The sequence below is a fragment of the Ruegeria sp. HKCCA5929 genome, from assembly GCF_013034525.1.
Classification (GTDB): domain Bacteria; phylum Pseudomonadota; class Alphaproteobacteria; order Rhodobacterales; family Rhodobacteraceae; genus Ruegeria.
The window spans coordinates 326470-347965 of record NZ_WQGE01000003.1; the positions used below are offsets into that span (position 1 = coordinate 326470).

Consider the following 21496-nt stretch of genomic DNA (forward strand, 5'->3'; position numbering starts at 1 on the left):
AACCCTTCCACCGTCCTTTCAGGAGGCCCCCTTGGACCGTATCGCCCACACAATTGCTACCGAGATCAACGCCCGTTCCGAACAGGTCGGGGCCGCGATTAAACTGCTGGACGATGGCGCTACCGTGCCGTTTGTCGCCCGTTACCGGAAAGAAGCCACCGGCGGGTTGGACGATACGCAATTGCGCTTACTTTCTGATCGGCTGACCTATATGCGCGAACTTGAGGCGCGACGCGAAACCATCCTGAACTCGATCCGAGATCAGGGAAAGCTGACCGAGGATCTGAGCAAATCCATCGCGCGGGCCGAGACCAAAGCGCAATTGGAAGACATCTACCTGCCGTACAAACCCAAGCGGCGCACCAAGGCGATGATTGCGCGCGAAAACGGGCTGGAGCCTTTGGCGGATGCTATTCTGGCCGACCGCAATGCAGAGCCCGAGATGCTAGCCGAGGCATATCTTTCCGAGGCCGTACCGACCCAGCGCGACGCGTTGAACGGAGCTCGGGATATTCTGACCGAGCGATTGACGGAAAACGCTGGCCTGTTGGGGGAACTGCGGGCCTTCATGCAGCGCGAAGCCATGCTGAGTGCCAAGGTTATCGACGGTAAGGAAAAGGAAGGCGCGAAATTCAGCGATTACTTCGACCACTCCGAGCTTTGGGCCGATGTACCGTCGCATCGGGCGTTGGCGATGCTGCGCGCGTCAAAAGAGGGGATTGTCACACTGGACATCGCTCCGGAACCGGAATTCGGCGCGGCGCGTGCCGAAACAATTGTCGCCGCACATCTGCAGACGCGCGGCAAGGGGCCGGGGGATGCATGGCTGCGTAAGGTCGCCGGTTGGACATGGCGGGTCAAGCTTTCGCTATCCATGATGGTCGAGCTTATGGGGGATCTGCGCGGTCGTGCGCAGGACGAGGCTATTCAGGTCTTTTCGCGCAATCTCAAGGATTTGCTCTTTGCCGCTCCGGCGGGGGCCAAGGCGACTTTGGGCCTTGATCCGGGTATTCGTACGGGTGTGAAGGCAGCCGTTGTTGATGCAACCGGGAAAGTGGTGGCCACCGATACGCTTTATCCGTTTCAGCCAAAGAATGATCTGCGCGGGGCGCAGGCGGCCATTCTCAACCTGATCTCGACCCACCAGATCGAACTGATCGCCATCGGGAACGGAACCGCCAGCCGCGAGACCGAGCGACTGGTCGCAGACACACTTTCCCTGCTGCCGAAGACGGTGAAAGCGCCGACAAAGGTGGTGGTGTCCGAGGCCGGGGCTTCGGTCTATTCCGCTTCGGAACTGGCTGCGCGCGAGTTTCCGGATCTGGATGTTTCGCTGCGCGGGGCCGTTTCCATCGCACGGCGGTTGCAGGACCCATTGGCGGAGCTGGTCAAAATCGAGCCCAAATCCATCGGCGTTGGGCAATATCAGCACGACGTAGATCAACACCGGCTTTCCCAGTCACTGGATTCCGCGATTGAAGATGTGGTGAACGCGGTTGGGGTCGATCTGAATACCGCCTCTGCCCCTTTGTTGTCGCGTGTTTCTGGTCTCGGGACTGCTCAGGCCGAAGCCATCGTCACCCATCGTGATCTGAATGGACCATTTCAATCTCGCAAGGATCTGTTGTCCGTTGCACGGCTGGGCCCGCGTGCATTTGAACAATGCGCCGGATTCCTGCGTATCCGGGACGGTGCGGAACCGCTGGATGCGTCCTCGGTTCATCCCGAGGCATATGACGTCGCCCGACGCGTTGTCGCGGCTTGTGGGCGCGATATCCGACGCATCATGGGTCACGATGGCGCTTTGAAGGGGCTGCGGGCCGAGCAGTTCGTAACTGAAGAATTCGGTCTGCCGACAGTTCGGGATATCTTTGCCGAGCTGGAAAAACCCGGGCGCGATCCCCGCCCAAGTTTCGTCACCGCCTCCTTTGCCGATGGCGTTGAAGAGATCACTGACCTGAAGCCCGGAATGGTATTGGAAGGCACCGTGACAAACGTGGCAGCGTTTGGCGCATTTGTGGATGTGGGAGTACATCAGGATGGGTTGGTTCATGTCAGCCAGTTGGCGGACCGCTTTGTCAAAGACCCGCATGAGGTCGTTAAAACCGGGCAGGTTGTAAAGGTCCGGGTTGTTGAGGTGGATGTGCCAAGAAAACGGATCGGTTTGACGATGCGAAAACAGGGAGGCGGTGGAAAGAGGCGCGCCTGATCAGCAATGTGCTCAGTTTCCGGGCGCGACGACACGAAGCCGTTGCATACCGGACATAATGTATCGACCAACACGGGCGGCCATATTGATTTGTTTTCATTGAGTGCTGAACTGAGTATCAGCAAGAGAGTTCACTGCGCCGCCCCAAGTGCCGAAACAGAAACGAAATTTCATGCAGTATCACAACAAACCCTATGACAAGCTTCAGGTCGGCGATACTGCCGAGCTGGTTCGCACCTGCTCGGTCGACGATTTTTATGTCTTCGCCAACAATTCCGGCAACCACAATCCGCTGCATCTGGCCAGTGAAGATGGTAACGGCGACCATATCAACGAAGCGGTTGCGCCTGCCATGTTCGTGGGGGCTTTGATCTCGGCTGTTTTGGGGAACGTACTGCCGGGGGCCGGGACGCTCTACAAATCACAGAGCTTTGACTTTGTGGAACGGGCGCATGCTGGGGATGAACTGGTCTCGAAAGTCACGGTTGTTGAAAAGCGGCCAAACCGCGAAGTTGTCTTTGATACAATCGTGTCACGCCCGTCCGATGGTGCCGTAATAGTCAGTGGGCAGGCCGTTGTGGTCGCGCCGGACAAAGAGCTGGTGTTTGCGGAACTGGAGTTGCCCGGGCTTGTGGTCAAACGCCATCGCCATTTTGACGAGATGCTGGACAAGGTCCGCCCGCTTCCCCCCATGCCCACGGCCATCGTAGCCCCGGAAGAGCCGAATTCCCTGGGTGGGGCGTTGCTGGCGTCGCATGAAACAATCATTACCCCCATTTTGATCGGAGACCCGGACAAAATTCACGCTGCCGCCGCTGAAATCGAGGTTTCACTGGACGGGTTTGAGATTGTGCCAGAGCGCAATCATTTCAGTGCGGCCAACACTGCAGTCGATCTTGTGGCTGCGGGTCGCGCAAAAGCCTTGATGAAAGGGCACTTGCATACGGACGAATTGTTAAAAGCTGCACTAAGGCGTGAAAATGGCTTACGCACGGATCGCCGTTTCACCCATGTCTTTGTCATGGACGTGCCCGGACAGCCCAGACCGCTTTTGGTGACGGATGCGGCGATCAACATCGAACCGGATCTGGAAACCAAGATTGATATTGTCCAAAACGCTATCGATCTGGCCCGGTCGCTGGGGATTGAGAATCCCAGAGCGGGTATTCTGTCGGCCATCGAAACCGTCAACCCGGCGATCCGTTCCTCGGTGGATGCGGCCTTGCTGTCGAAAATGGCAGAACGCGGTCAGATCACAGGTGGGTTGGTTGATGGCCCCCTGGCCATGGACAATGCCGTCAGCCTCGCCGCTGCGCGATCTAAAGGAATAGTCTCGGACGTTGCGGGCAAAACAGATATTCTGGTGGTGCCCAATCTGGATGCCGGAAACATGATGGCCAAGCAACTGACCTATATCGCCAATGCCGAAGGGGCAGGGGTGGTGATGGGGGCCAAAGCGCCCATCATTCTGACCAGCCGGGCTGATGACGACAAGGCGCGGCTGGCATCCTGCGCAGTAGCCGCCCTGCACGATGCATTTACTATGCCGCAAACCGGAGCACACGCATGACACATGTCGTGACATTGAACGCTGGATCGTCTTCGATGAAATTTGGTCTGTTCGAGTTGACCAATGACGATCCGATTATGGTTTGCACCGGAGCGGTTGAACGGATTGGCGAGGGCGATCCGCTGGTTAAGGCGAAATCTTCAGATGGTAGTGTTCTTGCAACCGGCACTGCGGGCGAAATCCATGATCACGCTGCGGCCCTGGATTGGGTGCTGAATCTGCTGGCACGTTCATTTCCAAACAGCGAGGTGACTGCATTTGGGCATCGTGTTGTCCACGGTGGGCCAAATATCGACGCGCCGCTGCCGCTGACCGAAGCTGCCATAGAAGCGCTGGACAAGCTGTCTCCGTTCGCACCCTTGCACCAACCGCACAATCTGGCCGGGGCGAAGGCGGCGATGGAACGTTTTCCTGATGCCGTTCAGATCGCCTGTTTCGACACAGCTTTTCACCGCAATCATCCTTGGGAGAATGACGTCTTTGCCCTACCGCGTGAGTACTACGACAAGGGCGTCCGTCGCTATGGCTTTCACGGGCTGAGCTATGAGTACATCTCGGATCATATGGCAAAGACTGCACCGCTTTTGCATGAAGGGCGAGTGGTCGTTGCCCATCTGGGCAACGGTGCATCTATGTGTGCAATGATCGGGGGCCGATCTGTCGGTTCGACCATGGGGTTTTCGGCTTTGGATGGGCTGCCGATGGGCTCGCGTTGTGGCCAGCTTGATCCCGGTGTGGTGCTGTACCTGATGGATCAGGAAGGGTTAAGCGCCGACGAAATCTCCGACCTTCTGTTCCGGAAATCGGGGTTGCTGGGCCTTTCGGGGCTATCGAATGATATGCGCACCTTGGAAAAGGCAGACACGCCCGAAAGCCGTCAAGCGATCAGCTATTTCACCTTCCGTATTCGACGGGAGCTTGGGGCTATGGCGGCCATTCTGGGCGGTATCGACGCCTTGGTGTTTACCGGAGGGATCGGAGAGAACTCTCGTCTGGTACGTGACCGGGTGTGTTCCGGAATGGGGTGGCTGGGGATCGAGCTGAACCCGGATGCGAATGCAGATAATGATCTGATCATCTCAACCGATCTGTCCCGCGTTGTGGTCATGGCGATCCCGACGAATGAAGAACTGATGATTGCCCGCGCTGCAGCGGACCTGTTGGCCCGCCGTCCGCATCTGAAAACCGCTTAGCGGCAGTTCATGTAGGCTTATAGGTCCAGCGATAGGCGGGTGGGGTAGGGCCCTTGTTCCGGCCCCCTTGCTGCATCTGTTCCCACGCATGGGCTAAAATTCCAACAGATCGGGACAGGCAGAACAGACCACGCGCCAGCGGGGGCGCAAAACCAAGTTCGGCGTAGATAACAGCGGTTGCGCCATCTATGTTCATCGGAACGGGCTTTCCTTTCCGTTTAGCCAATTCCACCTCGATCGCCTGTCCAATCCGCATGAACCGACCATCACACGCTTGGTCCTGTACCGCGTTTGACACCATTGCCATCAAACGCGGAGCGCGCGGATCCGTTGGGGTGTGAAACCGGTGGCCAAAACCTGGCAGTATCTTTCCTTCGCTTTCAATCCAGTCGTCCAATGCCTGTTCCAAGCGACCGGGATGTTCCGCAACGAAATGGTAGAGAGTTACGGCTTGCTCACCAGCCCCGCCGTGAATGTCGCCCAACATATTTACGGCGCTTGCCATCGCGTTGTTGAGAGGTAAGCCACAAGTCACTGCCATGCGTGCAGTTGCAATCGATGGTGCCTGAGGCCCATGGTCTACTGCCGCAACCAACGCGGCCTCGAACAATCGGGCCTGCGCGTCCGAAGGACGATCCCCGCGCACCATGAACCAGATCATTTCGGCGAAGCTGAGGTCTCCGATCAGGTTCTGGATTGGTTCACCGCGCAGATCGATCCGGCCGGGCTCCATGTCGATGATAGATGTCGTCCACCAATCGGAAACATCGCTCATATGACCCCCTCCTTGTTCAACGCTTCAATTTCTGCGTTGGACAGTCCGATTTCAGACCAGATCGCATTGTTGTCAGCCCCCAGTTCAGGTGGTGCGCTTTGTGGCGTGCGCCGCGTGCCGTCCATGACAACGGGACTTCCCGCAAGCTTCATATCTTCGCTTTGAACCCGCACAGAGCCGATCAGGCCACGCCCAGAAAGTTGTTCATCGGCGAGAGCTTCGGGAACGGTCAGAACCTGCCCGGTTGGCACGCCAATTGCGTTGAGTTCCCGCACCCAGTCGGTTGCGGCTCTGGTTCGAAGAGTTTGCTCCAGCGCGTCGCGTAAGGCATGACGGTTTTGTTTGCGGTCCTCGCGGGTTGCGTAGTCGGGGTTGTTTAAAAGATCGTCCCGCCCCAGATGTCTTGCAAGGGCCTGCCACTGTTCATCTCGGTTTGCAGCGATGTTTATTGGGCTGTCGCGCGTGGCAAACGTACCCGATGGGGCAGACGTTGTGTTTTCATTTCCATGCGCTGCGGGTGTGACACCACCAACTATAAAGTTCGACACGACCCAACCCATAGTGGAAACGACGGCCTCGGACATCGCAACATCCAGAAAAGTTCCACGCGGGTTCGCGTTCAGTGCAGTAGACACGGCAAAAGCGGCCGTCATCCCGCCAACCGTATCCGCCAAAGGGTAGCCTACGCGGTAGGGGGCAGTGTCTGGTGCCCCGGTGATGGACATCACGCCACTGACGCCCTGAACGATCTGATCATAGGCCGGATCGTCCTTTCGTGGGCCATCCTGACCGAACCCGCTTATGGCGCAGTAGATCAGGTTTGGATTGACCTCACGCAGGACGTTGTAGCCAAGGCCCAGCCGATCCATGACGCCAGGTCTAAAATTTTCGACCAGAACATCTGCGGTTTGGACAAGGCGTTTCAGCAACGCCTTGCCTTTTTCCGATTTCATATCGAGCGTTACCGATTTCTTATCAGCATTTTGCGCCAGAAAGCTGATCCCCATGCCCGCCTTGTTTCTGTCGGGATCAGCGCCCAGAACGCGGGCAAGATCGCCGCCACCGGGGCGTTCGACCTTGATCACTTCGGCACCCATCAGCGCCAGTTGATAGCAGCAATACGGACCCGCAAGGACATTTGTCAGATCGAGAACCCGTATTCCTGCCAGCGGTTCAGTCACCTTCAGCAACCCCAGCCGCCCGCGCCCGTGCACGGCGTGCGCGATAGCTGGGCAGAAGCACAAGCAGTGCTGCGATGACCAGCAAACCCAGAGTCATCGGGCGTTCCCAGATAAAGGCGATGCCATCATAGAGCTGCATCGAGCGCGCGAAATTGTCTTCCATCATCCCGCCAAGGATGAAACCGATCAGCAGCGGTGCCAGCGGATAGTCGGCGAATTTCAACGCCGTGGCGCAAACACCGAAGCCAACAAGTATCAAAAGCTCAGTCGCATTGTTCTGGCCAATATAGGCCCCCATCAGAGTGAAGAACAAAATGAAAGGGATCAGATAGTTGCGCGGAACCGAGAGAACCTTGGCGATGTAAGGGATCAGCGGCAGGTTCAGCACCAGCAGAACGAGGTTGCCGATGAACATCGACATGATCACGGCCCAGAAAATTTGCGGCTCGTCCAGCATCAGACGCGGGCCGGGCGTGACGTTCAAGGCGATCAAAGCGCCAAGCAGGATCGCAGTCGTGCCAGAGCCGGGAATGCCCAGCGTCAGTAGGGGCACAAATGAACCGGTACACGCGGCGTTGTTCGCTGTTTCGGGTGCGGCCAGCCCTTTGATTGACCCTTTGCCGAATTCTTCCTGCTCCTCTTTCGGCGCGATGTTGCGCTCGACCGCATAACCCAGAAAGCTGGCAATGGTTGCGCCTGCGCCGGGCAGAACGCCGATGAAGAACCCTTGAACCGATTGACGACCGACCACTGGCGCTATGTCCTTGGCCTCGGCCTTGGTGATCCGCAGGTCCTTGATTTCACCATCGTCGCCTTTCAGGTCCTTTGGTTTTAAGACTAGGAAAAGTGCTTCGGGCAAAGCGAACATGGCCATAGCAAGCGTGATGAAGCCAAAGCCTGATTGCAGATCCATAATGCCCATGGTGAAACGCGGCAGGTTGAACAACGCACCTTCGCCGACAGTGGCCATGATCAAGCCTAATACCGTCATGATGACGGCTTTCGCCACCTGACCCGTACCCGCGAAGGCGGCAATGGCCGATAAGCCAACCACCATCAGGGCAAAATACTCTGCCGAGTGGAACAGCAAGGCCACGGATGACAGGGCAGGGGCAAAGACCATCAACAGGACCGCGCCCAAAGTGCCGCCCGCGAAACTTGCTATGGCGGCAACAGTTAGGGCTTTACCTGCTTTGCCCTGTCGCGCCATTGGGTAGCCGTCAAAGCTGGAGGCCACCGTACCCGCGACCCCCGGCGCGTTAAGCAGGATTGAAGATGTCGAGCCGCCAAAGATGGCGCCATAGTAGACCCCGGCCAACAGGATCAACGCGGCTGAAGGGTCACCCATGGAAATCGCAACCGGGATCATGATGGCGATGATTGACATCGGGCCGAGGCCCGGCAGCATGCCGATGAATGTACCGATCAGACATCCTGCGATGACCATCAGCAGGTTCTGAATTGAGAATGCCGTTTGCAGGCCGATCAGAAGTCCTTCAAGCATGTCAGCCTCCGAAAATGCCCGGCAGGGGGCGCATGTAGATGCCAAGAACTTCCTGCACCAGATACCAGACGGCACCTGTCGCGATGAAAGCGACAGGAAGCATGATGTGCCACTTACGTTCGCCCAGAATGAACGATCCCAGGATCAGGAAAGCCGAGGTCGAGATCAGAAACCCAACAGGGCGCAAGCAAAGCGCGTAGATCACCATCAGAGCGAGGAGCATGAGCGCTTGATCAAGGTGGTACTCACCCAACCTTCTGTAATCGATATCAGCCTCTTTGGGCTCGGCCTTTTCAAAACCCAGCAGAATGATCGTGGTGGTGATGATACCCAGAACCGACAGCACTTTTGGGAAGGTGCTGGGCCAGATGGGGTTTCTCTGCATGAAAGGGGGCAGGCTGCCATCCATCGTGAACCAAGCGGCGTAGCCATATGTTAAACACACACCCAGAAGAATGAGCGCGATCCAGCGATCCAGCGCCATAAGGCCCCCTCCTTTCTTGTCGTTGGGATGGCAGAGCGGCGGCCCGCTCTGCCAATTGTGGTATCAGAGGAAGCCCAGCTTTTTCATCAGATCGCCGATCTGCTGTTCTTGCTGCTCCAGGAACGACTGGAAATCGTCGCCCGAGTTGTGGATATTCACCCAACCGTTACGTGCGCGAACTTCTTCCCATTCCGGGGTGTCATACATCTTGGCAATCGCGGCCTGATAGGCGGCCAGCTTATCTTCGGGCAGGCCCGGGGCCGCGAAGAAACCACGCCAGTTCACGAAGGTGGTGTCGATGCCTTGTTCCTTCATGGTCATCGCATCCGGAGCGGCATCAACGCGCTCTTCCGACGTCACGCCGATGATTTTAACCTCGCCAGCGTTTGCCAGATCAACGGCTTCTGAAAATCCAGTGGACAGCGCCGCGATCTCGCCCGAAAGCAGGGCTGCCATGGCTTTGCCGCCCGCGTCATACGGGATGTATTTCACCCCGAGTGCATCCTTGCCCGCGGCTTCCATCACCATCGCGGCCACCAAGTGGTCCATGCCGCCGGGAACCGAACCGCCACCAATCGCTGTTCCGCCCGGATCGGCGTCAAAGGCGGCAAGCAGCTCATCCATCGAGTTGATGGGGCTGTCTTTGCCCACAACAATCGCGGCATAGTCACCGATGGTGCCCGAGACCAGAGTCAGGTCGCGGAAGTTATGCGGGAACACGCCGGTCAGTGAACGGATCACGATCGGTGTTGAGTTCACCATCAGCGTTCCGTGATTACTGTCGGCGTTTTCAATCAGATAGCCGATGGCTTTGCCGCCGCCGCCACCCGACATGTTTTCGTAAGATGCCGTACCCACCAAACCTGCATTAGTCAGCGCCTCGCCGGTGCCACGTGCGGTACCGTCCCAGCCGCCACCAGCGCCCCCAGGGATCAGAAAGTGGATGCTGTCCACAACCTGATGGCCATCAGCTAGAGCCGGCCCTGTCAGGCCAATTGCGGCCACAGCTGCGATCAGGGCGCGGCGGCCCAGTGTGAATGTCGTCATGATGTCCTCCCATTTGACAACCGGCCGCGTCGCGGCTCAGATTGGACGGAACAAAAACACATCAACCTGACATCAACCTGTCACGCCTGAAAATAGTACCAAGGCCTCATGAAATTCTTGCTTGTTGAAGACAATCCAGACCTTGCCAACGCGATCTGTTCACGGATGAGGTTGGACGGACATGTTGTTGATCATGCAGCAAATTTGGATGATGCGACGGGTTTTGTAGAAACCCAGGATTATGACCTGATACTGCTGGACATCATGCTGCCAGACGGGGATGGGCGTGACTTTCTGAAACGACATCGCGCGGGCAATAGGGACACCCCCGTCATTGTTCTGACGGCCCGCAGTCAGGTATCGGATCGAATCGGATCGCTGGATCTAGGGGCGGATGACTATGTGACAAAGCCCTTCGACCACGCCGAACTTGAAGCCCGCTGCCGGGCGGTTCTGCGACGAAAATCTGGGAACGCAAGAACACGGATCGAAGTGGGGGGCATCGTGTTCGATCCGCTGGCAGGCCACCTGACTGTCGGCGACCAAACAGTTTCTCTGCGCAACCGCGAACTGCGGCTGCTAGAGTTGTTCATCAATGCGCCGGGTCAGGTGTTTTCCAAGCAAAAACTGACAGATCGACTGTTTTCTTACGACGACATGGTGTCAGACAACGCGATCGAGGTTTACGTGGCCCGCCTACGCAAACATCTTGAGCCATCTGAACTGAAGATCACGACACTTCGCGGTCTGGGGTATAGGTTGGATCATGCCACTTGAGCCAAATGTCTCAGGATCACTGCGGAACAGATTGGTTCTGACACTCATCGGGGGTGCTGCTCTTCTTGCGTTTTTGCTGTTTGTCGCTGTCCGCAACTATGCGGCCCAGGTCGCGCAACAAGGACAGGACAATATTCTGGGTGCTTCGGTGACCTCTATTCTAGATGCGGCGGCCCTGCGTGAAGGCGAGCTTGAGGTTGATATTCCATACGGCGCTTTTGCAATGCTCAGCACGCCGGCGGACGACCGGGTTTTTTATGCAATATTTCAGGACGGTGAATTCCTTTCTGGATACGAGGACCTGTCACTGTTGACAGGGCAGCGTGACAGCCGGTGGCAGTTTCAATCCAGTACAATTCGAGGCGAAACCATCCGTCAGGTCAGTGCCAGCCGCACTTTGGTCGGGTTAGAAAAACAGACTGTAATCGAAATCGTACTGGGGCAAACGCAGGATGCACTGGCAGAAACTCTGGAACAGATTTCACGCAATGCAGCGGTCCTTGGGATTGGGTTTTTCGCCCTTGCGGCGGCCTTGTCCTTTTGGGCCACGTCTTCGACCATTGGTCAGCTGAACAGGTTGACGACCTCTGTCACCCGCCGGGGGCCGCAGGACCTTAGCCCGTTCAGGAAACCGGTGCCCCGGGAAATGGCACCATTGGTGGCTTCACTGAACTCTTTGATGGGTCGGCTTGATCAATCCCTAAGCCAATCCGAAGACTTTATCGCCGAGGCAGCCCACCGCGTGCGGACGCCGTTGGCTACGGTCAGGTCTTATGCTGATGCGACGTTACAAAGGGTGGAAAAAGAAGAGAACCGCGAGGCTTTGCGTTCGATGGTGCGCGCCATTGATGAAAGCTCTCGGGCCGCGGGGCAGTTACTGGATCATGCGATGATCACGTTTCGCGCCGATCATCTGGAACGGGAAGAAATCGACCTTGTCGCCCTGATCAACGACCTGGTGCAACGTTTAACACCCATCGCCGAAATGAAGGACCTGTCGCTGTCCTTGGACGGCGATCCTCAGGTTCTGTACTCGGGTGATCCCATCCTCATCCAGAACGCCGTGCGAAACATGATCGACAATGCCCTGAAGTATGCACCGCCTGACAGTGCCGTCCGCATCGAAGTGTCGTCAGTCCCGCATATTCAAATCCGCGTTAAAGACCGCGGACCCGGGTTCCCGCCAAACGAAATCGATACACTGACGCGCCGGTTTGAGCGCGGCAAAAACGCAAGTGGCACAATTGGCTCCGGCCTGGGTCTGACCATCGTGCAGGACGTAGCAACGGCACATGGTGGCACGCTTGAACTGGCCAATCGGCAAGGGGGCGGCGCATGCGTAACATTATCGCTTTGATTTTGTGCGTCTTACCAGCGGCTGTGTTGGCTCAAGCTTGGGAGGACCGACAAGTTTTCAATGCAGAAGCGGGCCAAACACCTCTGCGCGTGATCTCGAGCACGGATACCTTTCTGTTCGAGCCGTTGATTGCCGCGTTTGTCGCGGACAACCCCGGTATTTCGGTCGATTACATGGTGACGGGTACAGCTGATATTGACCGAATTGTCCGAGCGGCCCCCGATGATTTTGATATCGTTATTTCCAGTGCAATGGACTTGCAGCTGAAACTGGCAAATGATGGATTTGGCCGGGCCATTGAAGGCGTTCAATTACCGGCATGGGCGCAATGGCACCAAAGCTTGTTTGCCTTTACGTTCGAGCCCGCAACGATCGTGATCAATCGTGCCGCTTTCGAAGATGGCCCTTTACCCGAGACCCGCCAGCAGCTTATCGAAATCTTGCGTGCCCGACCGGAAGATTTCTTTGGGCGGGTAGGGACCTATGACATCCGGCAATCCGGTCTGGGCTATTTGTTCGCCACGCAGGATGCGCGCGCGTCAGAAACCTACTGGCGTCTGATGGAGGTTATGGGCGGGCTGGATGTTCGTCTATATTGCTGCTCTGCCGACATGATTGATGATCTTGTCACCGGACAGATTGCCGTAGCCTATAATGTACTGGGCAGCTACGCCTCTGCCAGAGCGGGCGGTAAGGATGTTTTGGAGATCATCCAACCGTCAGACTTTCAAACCATCATGATGCGTACGGCATTGGTCATGGAGGGTACTCCAGAGACCGAAGCCGCTTCGTCATTTGTGCGCCACCTTGTTGAAAACCAGTCTGGCCTGGGCACGGGTGCTTTTTCACTACCGCCTCTGGCGCCCTATGACACTGAGTCCGAGCGTGAAGCAATCGGCTTGGATCCCGCGCTGCTTACGTTTCTGGACAGGTTGAAGCGTCGCAGATTCCTGGCAGAGTGGGAAAGCGCAGTTATCCAGAACTAGCGGAGTCTGACTTATTCGCGGAAGGCGCGATTGAAATAGTCAGCCATTGGTTTGACTAGATAAGACAACGGTGTACGCTCATCGGTTTTGATCAGCGCCTCCACCGGCATGCCGGGCAAAAGCTCTTGCCCGTTCAACCGATCAATCTGGCCGTCGTTCAGCTCGACTTCTGCACGATAGAACGTAAACCCTGATTGTTCGTCGGTGAATGTATCAGCCGAAACATTGTACACCTGCCCGTCCAATTCAGGCGTTTCACGCTGATTGAACGCAGGGAAACGCAACGCCACAGGCTGTCCAACATGAAGCTGATCCACATGGATCGCGTCCACGCGTGCGGCCACCAGCAAAGGCGTATCTTGAGGCACCACATACATCATTGGCTCGCCCGGTTGTACGACCGACTGCAGCGCAAATACCTGACTTCCGTAAACCCTTCCGGTCACAGGGGCGCGAATGTCCAGGCGGGTCAGACGCTCGGACAAGGACAATCTGCGTTCGGACAATTCCGCGACCTGTGCCTGCAGATCCCGCAATGTGGTAATCGCTTCTTCGCGACGGGTTGCGGTCAGTTCAACGATCTGGATCTCGGTCGAGGCGATCTGTCCTCGCAGTCGCGCAACAGCGGCCTCTAACCGGCCAATCTCGCCGTTCAGGCTGGCTTCTTCGCGTTGCAAGGCAAGCACACGGCTGGTTTGTGTCAGTCCGCGATTCAGCAGGCTTTGCTGATCTTCAAGCTCATCTTCGATCAGTTCAACCTGACGCCGCAGTGACACCAATTGGGCTTGCGTGCCTTCGATCTCGCTTTCGATTTGCACGACTTGTTTGCGGAGTTGTTCGTCCTGCCGGGACAGCGTCTCTAGTCTGGCGTCGAATAGGTTCTGCTGCCCTGAAATCAGGTCGGCATCAATATCGTATTCCCGCTGAACTTCACTCAGCAAGGTTGCAAGTTCAGCGGTTGTCAGACCATCCCGCTCTGCCTCCAACCGGGCGCGCCGGACCAAAAGCTCGAATAGCTGTGCCTCGACGATGGTCTGTTCGGAAGACAGGAAAGTATCATCCAGGCGCAAAAGCATATCGCCGGACGCCACCACATCGCCATCGCGCACAAAAATCTCACCGACGACGCCGCCGTCAGGGTGCTCGACAACCTGACGATTGCTTTGCACCTCGATCACGCCCGAAGACACAATGGCCCCGGCCAAACGTGTCTCGACGGCCCAATACCCCAAACCGCCGACCAGCAGGGCAAGCGCCAAGAATCCGACAAACGCAGGTACTCTCATGTTCCAGACCTGCGCTGGGTTTTTAGTGGATTTTTTCGCCATCATTCACCTACGGGGCTGAGCTTGCGTTTGATTGCGCCAGCGTTCTGCACCATCGCGCTCAGGACTTCATCTCGGCTGCCCGACTTGACCACCTGTCCTTTTTCAACAACCGCCAGATCATCGCATTCAGAAATGGCCTGTGGTCGATGCGTCATGATGATAGTCGACTTGCCCGCAGCCTTAAGACCCCGTACCGCCGCGTTCAGCGCATCGGTCCCATCTGCATCCAAGGCCGAGTTCGGTTCATCCAGAATGAGCAGAACGGGGTTTCCGTAAAGTGCGCGCGCCAGAGCGATCCGTTGTTTCTGACCGCCAGACAATTGGCTGTCATTGCCCTCCAGGAAGGTGCCGTAGCCTTTGTCCAGCGACAGGATCAATTCATGCGCGTTGGCTTTCTTCGCCGCTGCCACAACCGCGTCGGGATCCGGGTTTTCCGACATACGTGCAATGTTTTCAGCAACTGTCCCGTTGAACAGGGTCACCTGCTGCGGCAAATACCCTATGTGGCTGCCAAGATCGTTGGGGTCGTACTGATCCAACGTGGCACCGCCCAACCTGATTTCACCGGCGGCAGGATGCCAAAGCCCCAGCAGTGCCTTGGCCAATGTCGTCTTTCCCGACCCGCTTTTCCCAATGACGCCCAAGGCTTTGCCGGGCTCGAGCTTCAGGTTCACATTCCGCAATGTCGGCGTTGAAGCGCCCGGTGGGATGACAGTCAGAGATTTGGCCTCAAGCTGCGCTTTTGGCACCGGCAGTCGAATGCGTTCTTCTTCCGGTGGGGTATGATCAAGGAATTGGTTCAATGAGACCCACGCTGTTCGGGCGCGCTCGACAGCCCCCCACTGACCAACGGCCTGCTCAACAGGGGCCAGGGCACGCCCCAGAAGGATCGAACCCGCAATCATCGCGCCGGGGGTCATCTCGTTCTGCAGCACCAGCCAAGCACCCAAAGCCAACATGGCTGATTGAAGAAACAGCCGTAGTGATTTGGTAAGAGACGTAAAACTTCCAGTCCAATCGCTTGCAGCAATTGACTGACGCAGGGCGTCTGAACGCTGGCTCAACCATCGTTTTGTGACGTCTGCTTGCATTCCTTGCGAACGCACAACCTCGGCTGCTTGCCTGGCATGTTCAGAAAAAGCGTTGGCCCGCGCAGTTGCAGATTGGGCCTCGGCCACTTTTCGGCTGGTCATCGCCTGATTGAGCAGCGCGATTACAACAAGCAAGACACCGCTGCCGACGGCCAACCATCCAAGCAGTGGATGAAACAGGAAGATCGCACCCAAAAAGACCGGCGTCCACGGAATATCCATAACGGCCAAAAGCACCGGCGACGAGCATAGATTTCGAATAGACTCCAGATCGCGTAGCGCCGTCGCCGGGGCAGAACGCACCTGCGGAACAAGGGACCGACGCATCGTCGCTTCGAACACACGCTCGTCCAATTGGGATTGGAACCGCGCACCAAACCGCGCGACGATACGGCCGCGCGCAAAATCGAGCATCGCCATAAGAGCGTAAAGCATGGCAACCAGCAAGAAAAGCGCAGTCAAAGTCTCAATCGCTCGCGAGCCCAAAACCCGGTCATAAACCTGTAGCATGAACAACGGGCCTGTCAGCATCAGCAAATTAACGAAGATGCTGAACAGAAACGCCAGCCCCAGAAACGCGACGCCTTGATTCCGCACATTGCGCAGTTCATGGCGCGGAGGCGCGGATAGGCGGTGTTCAGATTTCACTGTTTTCGATCCCCATCAATCCAGCAAGCATCGCGCATTTAAAAAACTAGTTCAGCCTTGCCAAGTTTGCACATGTTTTTTTGAGCAAGAAACCGCACGCGCGAGGGTAAAAACAGCACCTTTCAGCCTTTGTTCGAAATTTACGCTAAGTAGCCCTGTGCCGTAATGAGGTCGGCACACCGAATGAAGTGATCTGAGTCGCGCAAATCTAAGGTTCAAGGGTGTTGCGCTGAGTCATCCTCCGGGTTTTGTCCATTTCAAAATGAGATTGGCGGCAATGGGTGCACCTATGATGACCAATACGATCCGCGTTAGGTGATGGGTAATAACAAAGCCCAGATCGGCACCTGACACGATCGCTAGAACAGTCATTTCGGCCTGACCGCCCGGAGCGAAAGCCAGAAAGGCTTCAACAGGGTGCCCCAGCCCCAGTGTGGTGACTATTGCTGTGAACACTGCCGCCAGAATGGCAAGAACGAACACGTAAGTTACGCCCGCCGCCACAACACGGCGTAGTTCGGTCCATGTGACCCCTACAAATTTTACTCCGATTGCACAGCCAATGAAGAATTGCGCGGCCAATATGGCTTCGCGTGGTGGCCGGGTATGAATGAAATCACCCAAGGATAGCGCCGCCGTCAAAATCATGGGCCCCAAGATCGATGCGCCGAACAGGCCAATCCGCTCACCACCTTTCCAGCCGACAAATGCTGCGACCACCATAAGCATCAGTTCATGCACCGGAAGGTCACGTGCGGGTTGCCCGATCGGGTTGGTCAGATCTGCATCGTAGAACACCGTCAATATTATTGGGGCGAGGGTTACAATGATCAGGACACGCGTTCCGTGGATCAGCGACAGCGTACGAGGGTTGGCGCCAGCTTCGGTGCCGAAGATGATCATATCCTGAAGCCCGCCGGGCATCGCCGCGTAGAACGAGGTTTTCGCGTCAAAACCCCAAAACTTGCGAAAAAACGGAACACCAACCAACGCGATGAGCAAGATAAAGAATGGAACCAGTAGTATCGATGAAGCCATTTTGGGCAGTTGGGCAAACAAGGCGGGTGTAATTGACGCCCCAACCGCAACACCCAGTATCGTTCGAGCGGCCACCGAAATCTGCCCAAACCCTTCCATGGGGGCATGCGCCAGAGCTGCAATGAGACACGCACTCATCGGGCCAAACAAAAAGGGCAGGGGTAGGTTCAACATCCAGAACAATCCCGTGCCCAAAACCGCAAGGCTGAACGTCATGGCCCGCTTGGTCATGAGAGAAGGTTGGTTTGACAGGATACGCAAGATTCAGGTTCCGACGTCGTTGACGTATTGTGTATCCAAGTGTATACAAGTGCACGCAAAGAAGCAAGAGAGCCCGTGATGACGATCCAGGACGCCGCCTTACAGCCCGGTCCACAAGGCAATTCCACGTACCAACGTCTGCTGGAAGAGATTCGCGATGGAATACTTTTGCCCGGTGACCGCCTGCGCGAGATTGAACTGTCCGAGCGCCTGGGTGTCAGCCGAACCCCCGTGCGCGAGGCGATCCGACAGTTAGAGGCGGACGGATTGGTCACGCATGTCCCACGACAGGGCGCGACTGTGCGCAGTTTGGATTATGCCGAGGTGATGGAGTTGTACGAAATGCGCGCGGTGCTGGAGGGCACTGCGGCACGACTGGCGGCCCGTGCGGCGTCGGACATAGAGCTGGATGAGTTGGACATATTGAATGATCGGCTTGCCGAGGCGGGCACGGGTCCTGACGCGGCTCAGATCAACAGGGTTTTTCACGCCACGCTTCTGGATGCCACCAAGAATCGGTTTTTGGCCAAGTCAATGTTGTCTTTACAAAAGGCGCTTCTGATCCTGGGGCCCTCGCAATTGTTGGACAGCGAGAGAGCAGCGGCAGCGGTGACCGAGCATCGGCGCATCATGGCCGCACTGAAAGCCCGTGATGGTGCTTCGGCTGAAACCGAAATGCGCGCACATATTCAGGCAGCACAGCGAATGCGGATTCGTGCGTTGCAGGAACGCGACCGTTCAATCGACGAAAATCAGTAGGCAGATAGACCATGGCAACCCAAACCGAAGCTTACGATATTGCCGTGATTGGCGGAGGAAACGCGGCTCTGTGTGCGGCAATGACGGCGGCCGAGGCCGGTGCCCGTGTTCTGATCCTCGAGACGGCTCCAAAACCTTATCGCGGGGGGAACTCGCGCCACACGCGTAATTTTCGTTGTATGCACCAGAGCCCTTTGGGCCCTTTGGTCGATGCCTACGGCGAGGACGAATACCTTTCGGACCTGCTCAAGGTCACTGATGGGAAAACCGACGAACATCTGGCTCGGTTGGCCATTCGAACGTCAGAGGAATGCCTGCCGTGGATGGAGGAGAGGGGGGTTCGCTTTCAACCGTCTTTGTCGGGAACACTCTCGCTGGCGCGGACAAACGCGTTTTTCATGGGCGGCGGCAAGTCTTTGGTGAATGCGTATTACAGGACAGCGGCGGGTCTGGGCGTCGATGTGCTATACGAGGCCGCTGTGACGCATTTAGAGCTGAACGGCGATCAGATCGAATGGGTGGACTATACCTATGAAGGCCAGTCTCATCGCATCACTCCAAAGGCCGCCATCGTTGCCTCAGGTGGATTCCAGGCCGACACCGATTGGCTGACCCGCGCATGGGGAGAGCCCGCGAAGAACTTCCTGATCAGAGGGACCCCATATAACCGGGGCGTTGTTTTGGCCGATCTACTGGAACAAGGCGTTGAAAGCGTCGGGGATCCTACGCAGTGCCACGCCGTTGCCATTGATGGGCGTGCACCGAAATTCGACGGGGGTATTGTGACCCGCCTGGACTGCGTTCCGTTTTCATTCGTTGTGAATAAGAACGCCGAACGGTTTTATGACGAAGGTGAGGACGTTTGGCCCAAGCGGTACGCGATCTGGGGTCGTCTGGTGGCGGCGCAACCGGACCAGGTTGGCTTCGTTATCATTGACGCAAAATCGCTGAACTTATTCATGCCGTCTGTTTTTCCGCCGCTGAAGGCGGACACGTTGGAAGAATTGGCCGCGAAGATGAGCCTTCCGGCAGACAAGCTGACAGCAACAGTTGCCGAGTTCAACGCAGCCTGTGGTGACACCAGCGGCTTCCATCCAACCGAATTGGACGGCGTCGCGACCTCGGGCTTGACCCCACCTAAGACCAACTGGGCGCGCCCGATTACGGAGCCTCCGTTTTATGGCTACTCACTGCGAACTGGCGTGACCTTCACCTATCTCGGGCTGAAAGTAGACGATACAGCGCAGTGTTCGACCCCGAACGGCAAAATCAAGAACCTTTGGGCCGCTGGGGAAACCATGGCCGGGTCGATTTTGGGGCAGGGGTATCTGGCAGGGTTTGGGATGACCATCGGAACCGTTTTCGGACGCATCGCAGGACGTGAGGCCGCCACTTATGCAAACTGAATTGATACAGGAAGCCCGCAGACAGGCCGAGATTTGTAATGCTTGCCGGTATTGCGAAGGGTATTGTTCGGTCTTCCCGTCACTCCACGCGGAACGCGCGTTCTCGGACGGAAACATTACCCAACTTGCCAACCTTTGCCACAACTGCCGGGGTTGTTACTATGCCTGCCAGTACACAGCCCCCCACGAGTTCGACCTGAACCTTCCCAAAGCCTTGGCCGAGGTGCGGAGGGACAGTTGGGAAAGCTTCGCATGGCCGCAGCCGCTGGCGCGCCGGTTCCATACGCAAGGCGGAGTTATCGCTTTGGCACTTGTGATTGGATTTGCCCTGTTGTTCTGGGCTATCCGCGCCATCGGGTCCAGCGGAGGTGAGGGGTTTTACGCCGTCCTGTCCCACAATGCGATGGTCGCTATCTTTGCGCCCGCTTTCCTGCTGCCTCTGTTCGGCATAGCCATCAGCCTCAGGCGCTATTGGGCCGAGGTTGACGGCAAACCGATTCAAATCTCTGACCTGACAACTGCTTTCAAACGCGCAGGCAAGATGCAGGATTTGGCCGCAGGCCATGGTGAGGGCTGCAATTTCGAGGATGAAGACCGGTTCAGCCAGGGCCGACGGCACATTCACCACGCCATCATGTATGGGTTCCTGCTGTGTTTTGCATCGACCTCGGTGGCGACGGTCATGCATTACGGCTTTGGTCTGCACGCACCCTACAGTTTCTGGTCTTTGCCCAAGTTATTCGGGATTTCCGGTGGGATTCTTCTGACACTCGGGTGTGGCGCAATGGTGCTTCTCAAGCGAAAATCTGACCGAAATCTTGGCGACCCGTCGGCATGGGGCGGCGATATCGCCTTCATCCTGCTGCTGGGGTTTGTGGGGTTCAGCGGCTTGGTGCTCTACGCCCTTGGCTCGACGGCTCTAATGCCCCAGCTGCTCGCGATCCATCTGGGTTCGGTTCTGGCGTTCTTCCTGCTGACACCATACACCAAAATGGCGCATGGGTTCTATCGTCTCGCGGCACTTGTTCGGGATGCCCAAAGGAAGCGAGGTTCTTAGTTTCAACTTACGGCTCGATGACACCATAGATTAACGCGCGCGACACTGCATGCGCTCTGTTGCGCGCATTCAAGCGTTTAGCCGCGTTCTTTATGTGCAGTTCGATTGTTTTGTCCGCAACGGACAGCTTGAAAGCGATTTCCTTGTTGGTCAGACCAGCGGCAACCCACAGCAAACACTCTTTTTCGCGGGAAGAGAGCGGAAAAAACTGTCGCATCATATCGCCCTCTTGCACTCGGGAATGAAACAGCATGGCGATGCTTTCAATCAGCGGAGTTGCGCGCGCAACAATCTTGTCCCCTTCTTTGTCGTTTTCAGCGTCAAAACACACGCCTGTCCCGCCCAGTTTCCAGTTCGATGCATCCCGAACGGGAACAGTAATTCCGTAGGCCATTCCAAACTCTTTCAGAGAATTCAGAAAGAAATCCGATTTTTCAGTCTGGTACTTTTTTGCGCGGGGGTCTCGCCATGAGATCGGTCGGTAATCTTCGGTCAACGCATATTGAGCAAATGGGTCGTGATCAATGTAGCCCTCGTCAAGGTACAGCTTGTTGAACTCTTCAACATGAGACGACATCGCGACAACCTCGGAAGCAATCGAACGGCCAACAGTCTTTGGGAAAAAGCCATAAACTGCGCTCTTTACTCCGAGTTGAGACAAAGTGTCGGAATAGTGTGACCAAGCAAGATCAACGGTTGCTGCATTTGACAGCTTTTCAGAAAACTCAAGAAGATTACTTGTTCTTTCTTTGTCGATATAAGTAATTCTTTTCATTTCGCACTTAACAAATACCACTCACCAATGCCGTTTATCTTGGCGTCGAA

18 protein-coding genes are annotated in these 21496 nt (G+C 56.5%); 9 read left to right on the top strand and 9 right to left on the bottom strand.

Going from position 1 to position 21496, the window contains the following annotated elements; translation table 11 throughout:
* Positions 1 to 31 precede the first annotated feature (31 nt).
* The 3 genes from GOV90_RS10325 (at position 32) to GOV90_RS10335 (ending at position 4972) form a co-directional block, all read left to right on the top strand.
* Complete coding sequence (locus tag GOV90_RS10325; RefSeq protein WP_171094686.1) at positions 32 to 2209, top strand: Tex family protein; 2178 nt, start codon at positions 32 to 34, stop codon at positions 2207 to 2209.
* A 172-nt stretch (positions 2210 to 2381) separates the two neighbouring features.
* Complete coding sequence (locus GOV90_RS10330; RefSeq protein ID WP_171094688.1) at positions 2382 to 3779, top strand: bifunctional enoyl-CoA hydratase/phosphate acetyltransferase; 1398 nt, start codon at positions 2382 to 2384, stop codon at positions 3777 to 3779.
* Complete coding sequence (locus GOV90_RS10335; RefSeq protein ID WP_171094690.1) at positions 3776 to 4972, top strand: acetate/propionate family kinase; 1197 nt, start codon at positions 3776 to 3778, stop codon at positions 4970 to 4972. Before GOV90_RS10330 ends, GOV90_RS10335 begins: the two co-directional genes overlap by 4 nt.
* A 7-nt stretch (positions 4973 to 4979) precedes the next feature.
* On the opposite strand, the gene GOV90_RS10340 is transcribed toward GOV90_RS10335, so the two are convergent.
* The 5 genes from GOV90_RS10340 to GOV90_RS10360 form a co-directional block, all read right to left on the bottom strand.
* On the bottom strand, positions 4980 to 5747 hold the full coding sequence (locus tag GOV90_RS10340) for a citryl-CoA lyase (protein WP_171094692.1): 768 nt from the start codon (positions 5745 to 5747) through the stop codon (positions 4980 to 4982).
* Positions 5744 to 6928 carry a CoA transferase gene (locus GOV90_RS10345; protein ID WP_171094694.1) on the bottom strand — a complete coding sequence of 395 codons (1185 nt, stop codon included), beginning with the start codon at positions 6926 to 6928 and terminating at the stop codon, positions 5744 to 5746. The genes GOV90_RS10340 and GOV90_RS10345 overlap by 4 nt, the downstream gene beginning before the upstream one ends.
* Positions 6921 to 8432 (bottom strand): tripartite tricarboxylate transporter permease, encoded by a 1512-nt coding sequence (locus GOV90_RS10350; protein ID WP_171094696.1) that lies wholly within the window; start codon positions 8430 to 8432, stop codon positions 6921 to 6923. Before GOV90_RS10350 ends, GOV90_RS10345 begins: the two co-directional genes overlap by 8 nt.
* A gap of 1 nt (position 8433) precedes the next feature.
* Positions 8434 to 8916: a tripartite tricarboxylate transporter TctB family protein gene (locus GOV90_RS10355; RefSeq protein ID WP_171094698.1), complete on the bottom strand. Its 483-nt coding sequence runs from the start codon at positions 8914 to 8916 to the stop codon at positions 8434 to 8436.
* A 63-nt stretch (positions 8917 to 8979) separates the two neighbouring features.
* Entirely contained in the window at positions 8980 to 9963 is a 984-nt protein-coding gene (locus tag GOV90_RS10360; RefSeq protein WP_171094700.1) for a tripartite tricarboxylate transporter substrate binding protein, read from the bottom strand.
* A gap of 108 nt (positions 9964 to 10071) precedes the next feature.
* On the opposite strand from GOV90_RS10360, the gene GOV90_RS10365 reads away from it, so the two are divergent.
* From GOV90_RS10365 to GOV90_RS10375, 3 genes are read left to right on the top strand one after another with little or no spacing between them, the layout of a single operon-like run.
* Entirely contained in the window at positions 10072 to 10740 is a 669-nt protein-coding gene (locus GOV90_RS10365; protein ID WP_171094702.1) for a response regulator transcription factor, read from the top strand.
* Positions 10730 to 12097, top strand: a complete 1368-nt coding sequence (locus tag GOV90_RS10370; RefSeq protein WP_171094704.1) for a sensor histidine kinase — start codon at positions 10730 to 10732, stop codon at positions 12095 to 12097. The genes GOV90_RS10365 and GOV90_RS10370 overlap by 11 nt, the downstream gene beginning before the upstream one ends.
* On the top strand, positions 12076 to 13083 hold the full coding sequence (locus GOV90_RS10375; RefSeq protein ID WP_171094706.1) for an ABC transporter substrate-binding protein: 1008 nt from the start codon (positions 12076 to 12078) through the stop codon (positions 13081 to 13083). The genes GOV90_RS10370 and GOV90_RS10375 overlap by 22 nt, the downstream gene beginning before the upstream one ends.
* 11 nt (positions 13084 to 13094) lie before the next feature.
* Here GOV90_RS10375 and GOV90_RS10380 read toward each other — a convergent pair whose 3' ends face one another.
* The 3 genes from GOV90_RS10380 to GOV90_RS10390 form a co-directional block, all read right to left on the bottom strand.
* Positions 13095 to 14369: an HlyD family type I secretion periplasmic adaptor subunit gene (locus GOV90_RS10380; protein WP_253284767.1), complete on the bottom strand. Its 1275-nt coding sequence runs from the start codon at positions 14367 to 14369 to the stop codon at positions 13095 to 13097.
* A gap of 41 nt (positions 14370 to 14410) precedes the next feature.
* The gene (locus tag GOV90_RS10385; protein WP_171094710.1) at positions 14411 to 16150 is read right to left on the bottom strand and encodes a type I secretion system permease/ATPase; all 1740 of its coding nucleotides are present in this window, start codon (positions 16148 to 16150) and stop codon (positions 14411 to 14413) included.
* A gap of 234 nt (positions 16151 to 16384) precedes the next feature.
* Positions 16385 to 17404 carry an AbrB family transcriptional regulator gene (locus GOV90_RS10390; RefSeq protein ID WP_253284768.1) on the bottom strand — a complete coding sequence of 340 codons (1020 nt, stop codon included), beginning with the start codon at positions 17402 to 17404 and terminating at the stop codon, positions 16385 to 16387.
* A gap of 123 nt (positions 17405 to 17527) precedes the next feature.
* On the opposite strand from GOV90_RS10390, the gene GOV90_RS10395 reads away from it, so the two are divergent.
* The 3 genes from GOV90_RS10395 to tcuB are packed head-to-tail and all read left to right on the top strand — an operon-like array spanning position 17528 to position 20671.
* On the top strand, positions 17528 to 18208 hold the full coding sequence (locus GOV90_RS10395) for a GntR family transcriptional regulator (protein WP_171094714.1): 681 nt from the start codon (positions 17528 to 17530) through the stop codon (positions 18206 to 18208).
* A gap of 11 nt (positions 18209 to 18219) precedes the next feature.
* Positions 18220 to 19614 carry an FAD-dependent tricarballylate dehydrogenase TcuA gene (gene tcuA / locus GOV90_RS10400; protein WP_171105435.1) on the top strand — a complete coding sequence of 465 codons (1395 nt, stop codon included), beginning with the start codon at positions 18220 to 18222 and terminating at the stop codon, positions 19612 to 19614.
* Positions 19604 to 20671, top strand: a complete 1068-nt coding sequence (gene tcuB / locus GOV90_RS10405; protein WP_171094718.1) for a tricarballylate utilization 4Fe-4S protein TcuB — start codon at positions 19604 to 19606, stop codon at positions 20669 to 20671. Before tcuA ends, tcuB begins: the two co-directional genes overlap by 11 nt.
* Positions 20672 to 20678: 7 nt before the next feature.
* Here the strand turns inward: tcuB and GOV90_RS10410 are convergent, their stop codons facing one another.
* Positions 20679 to 21446, bottom strand: a complete 768-nt coding sequence (locus GOV90_RS10410; protein ID WP_171094720.1) for a LuxR family transcriptional regulator — start codon at positions 21444 to 21446, stop codon at positions 20679 to 20681.
* Positions 21447 to 21496 lie beyond the last annotated feature (50 nt).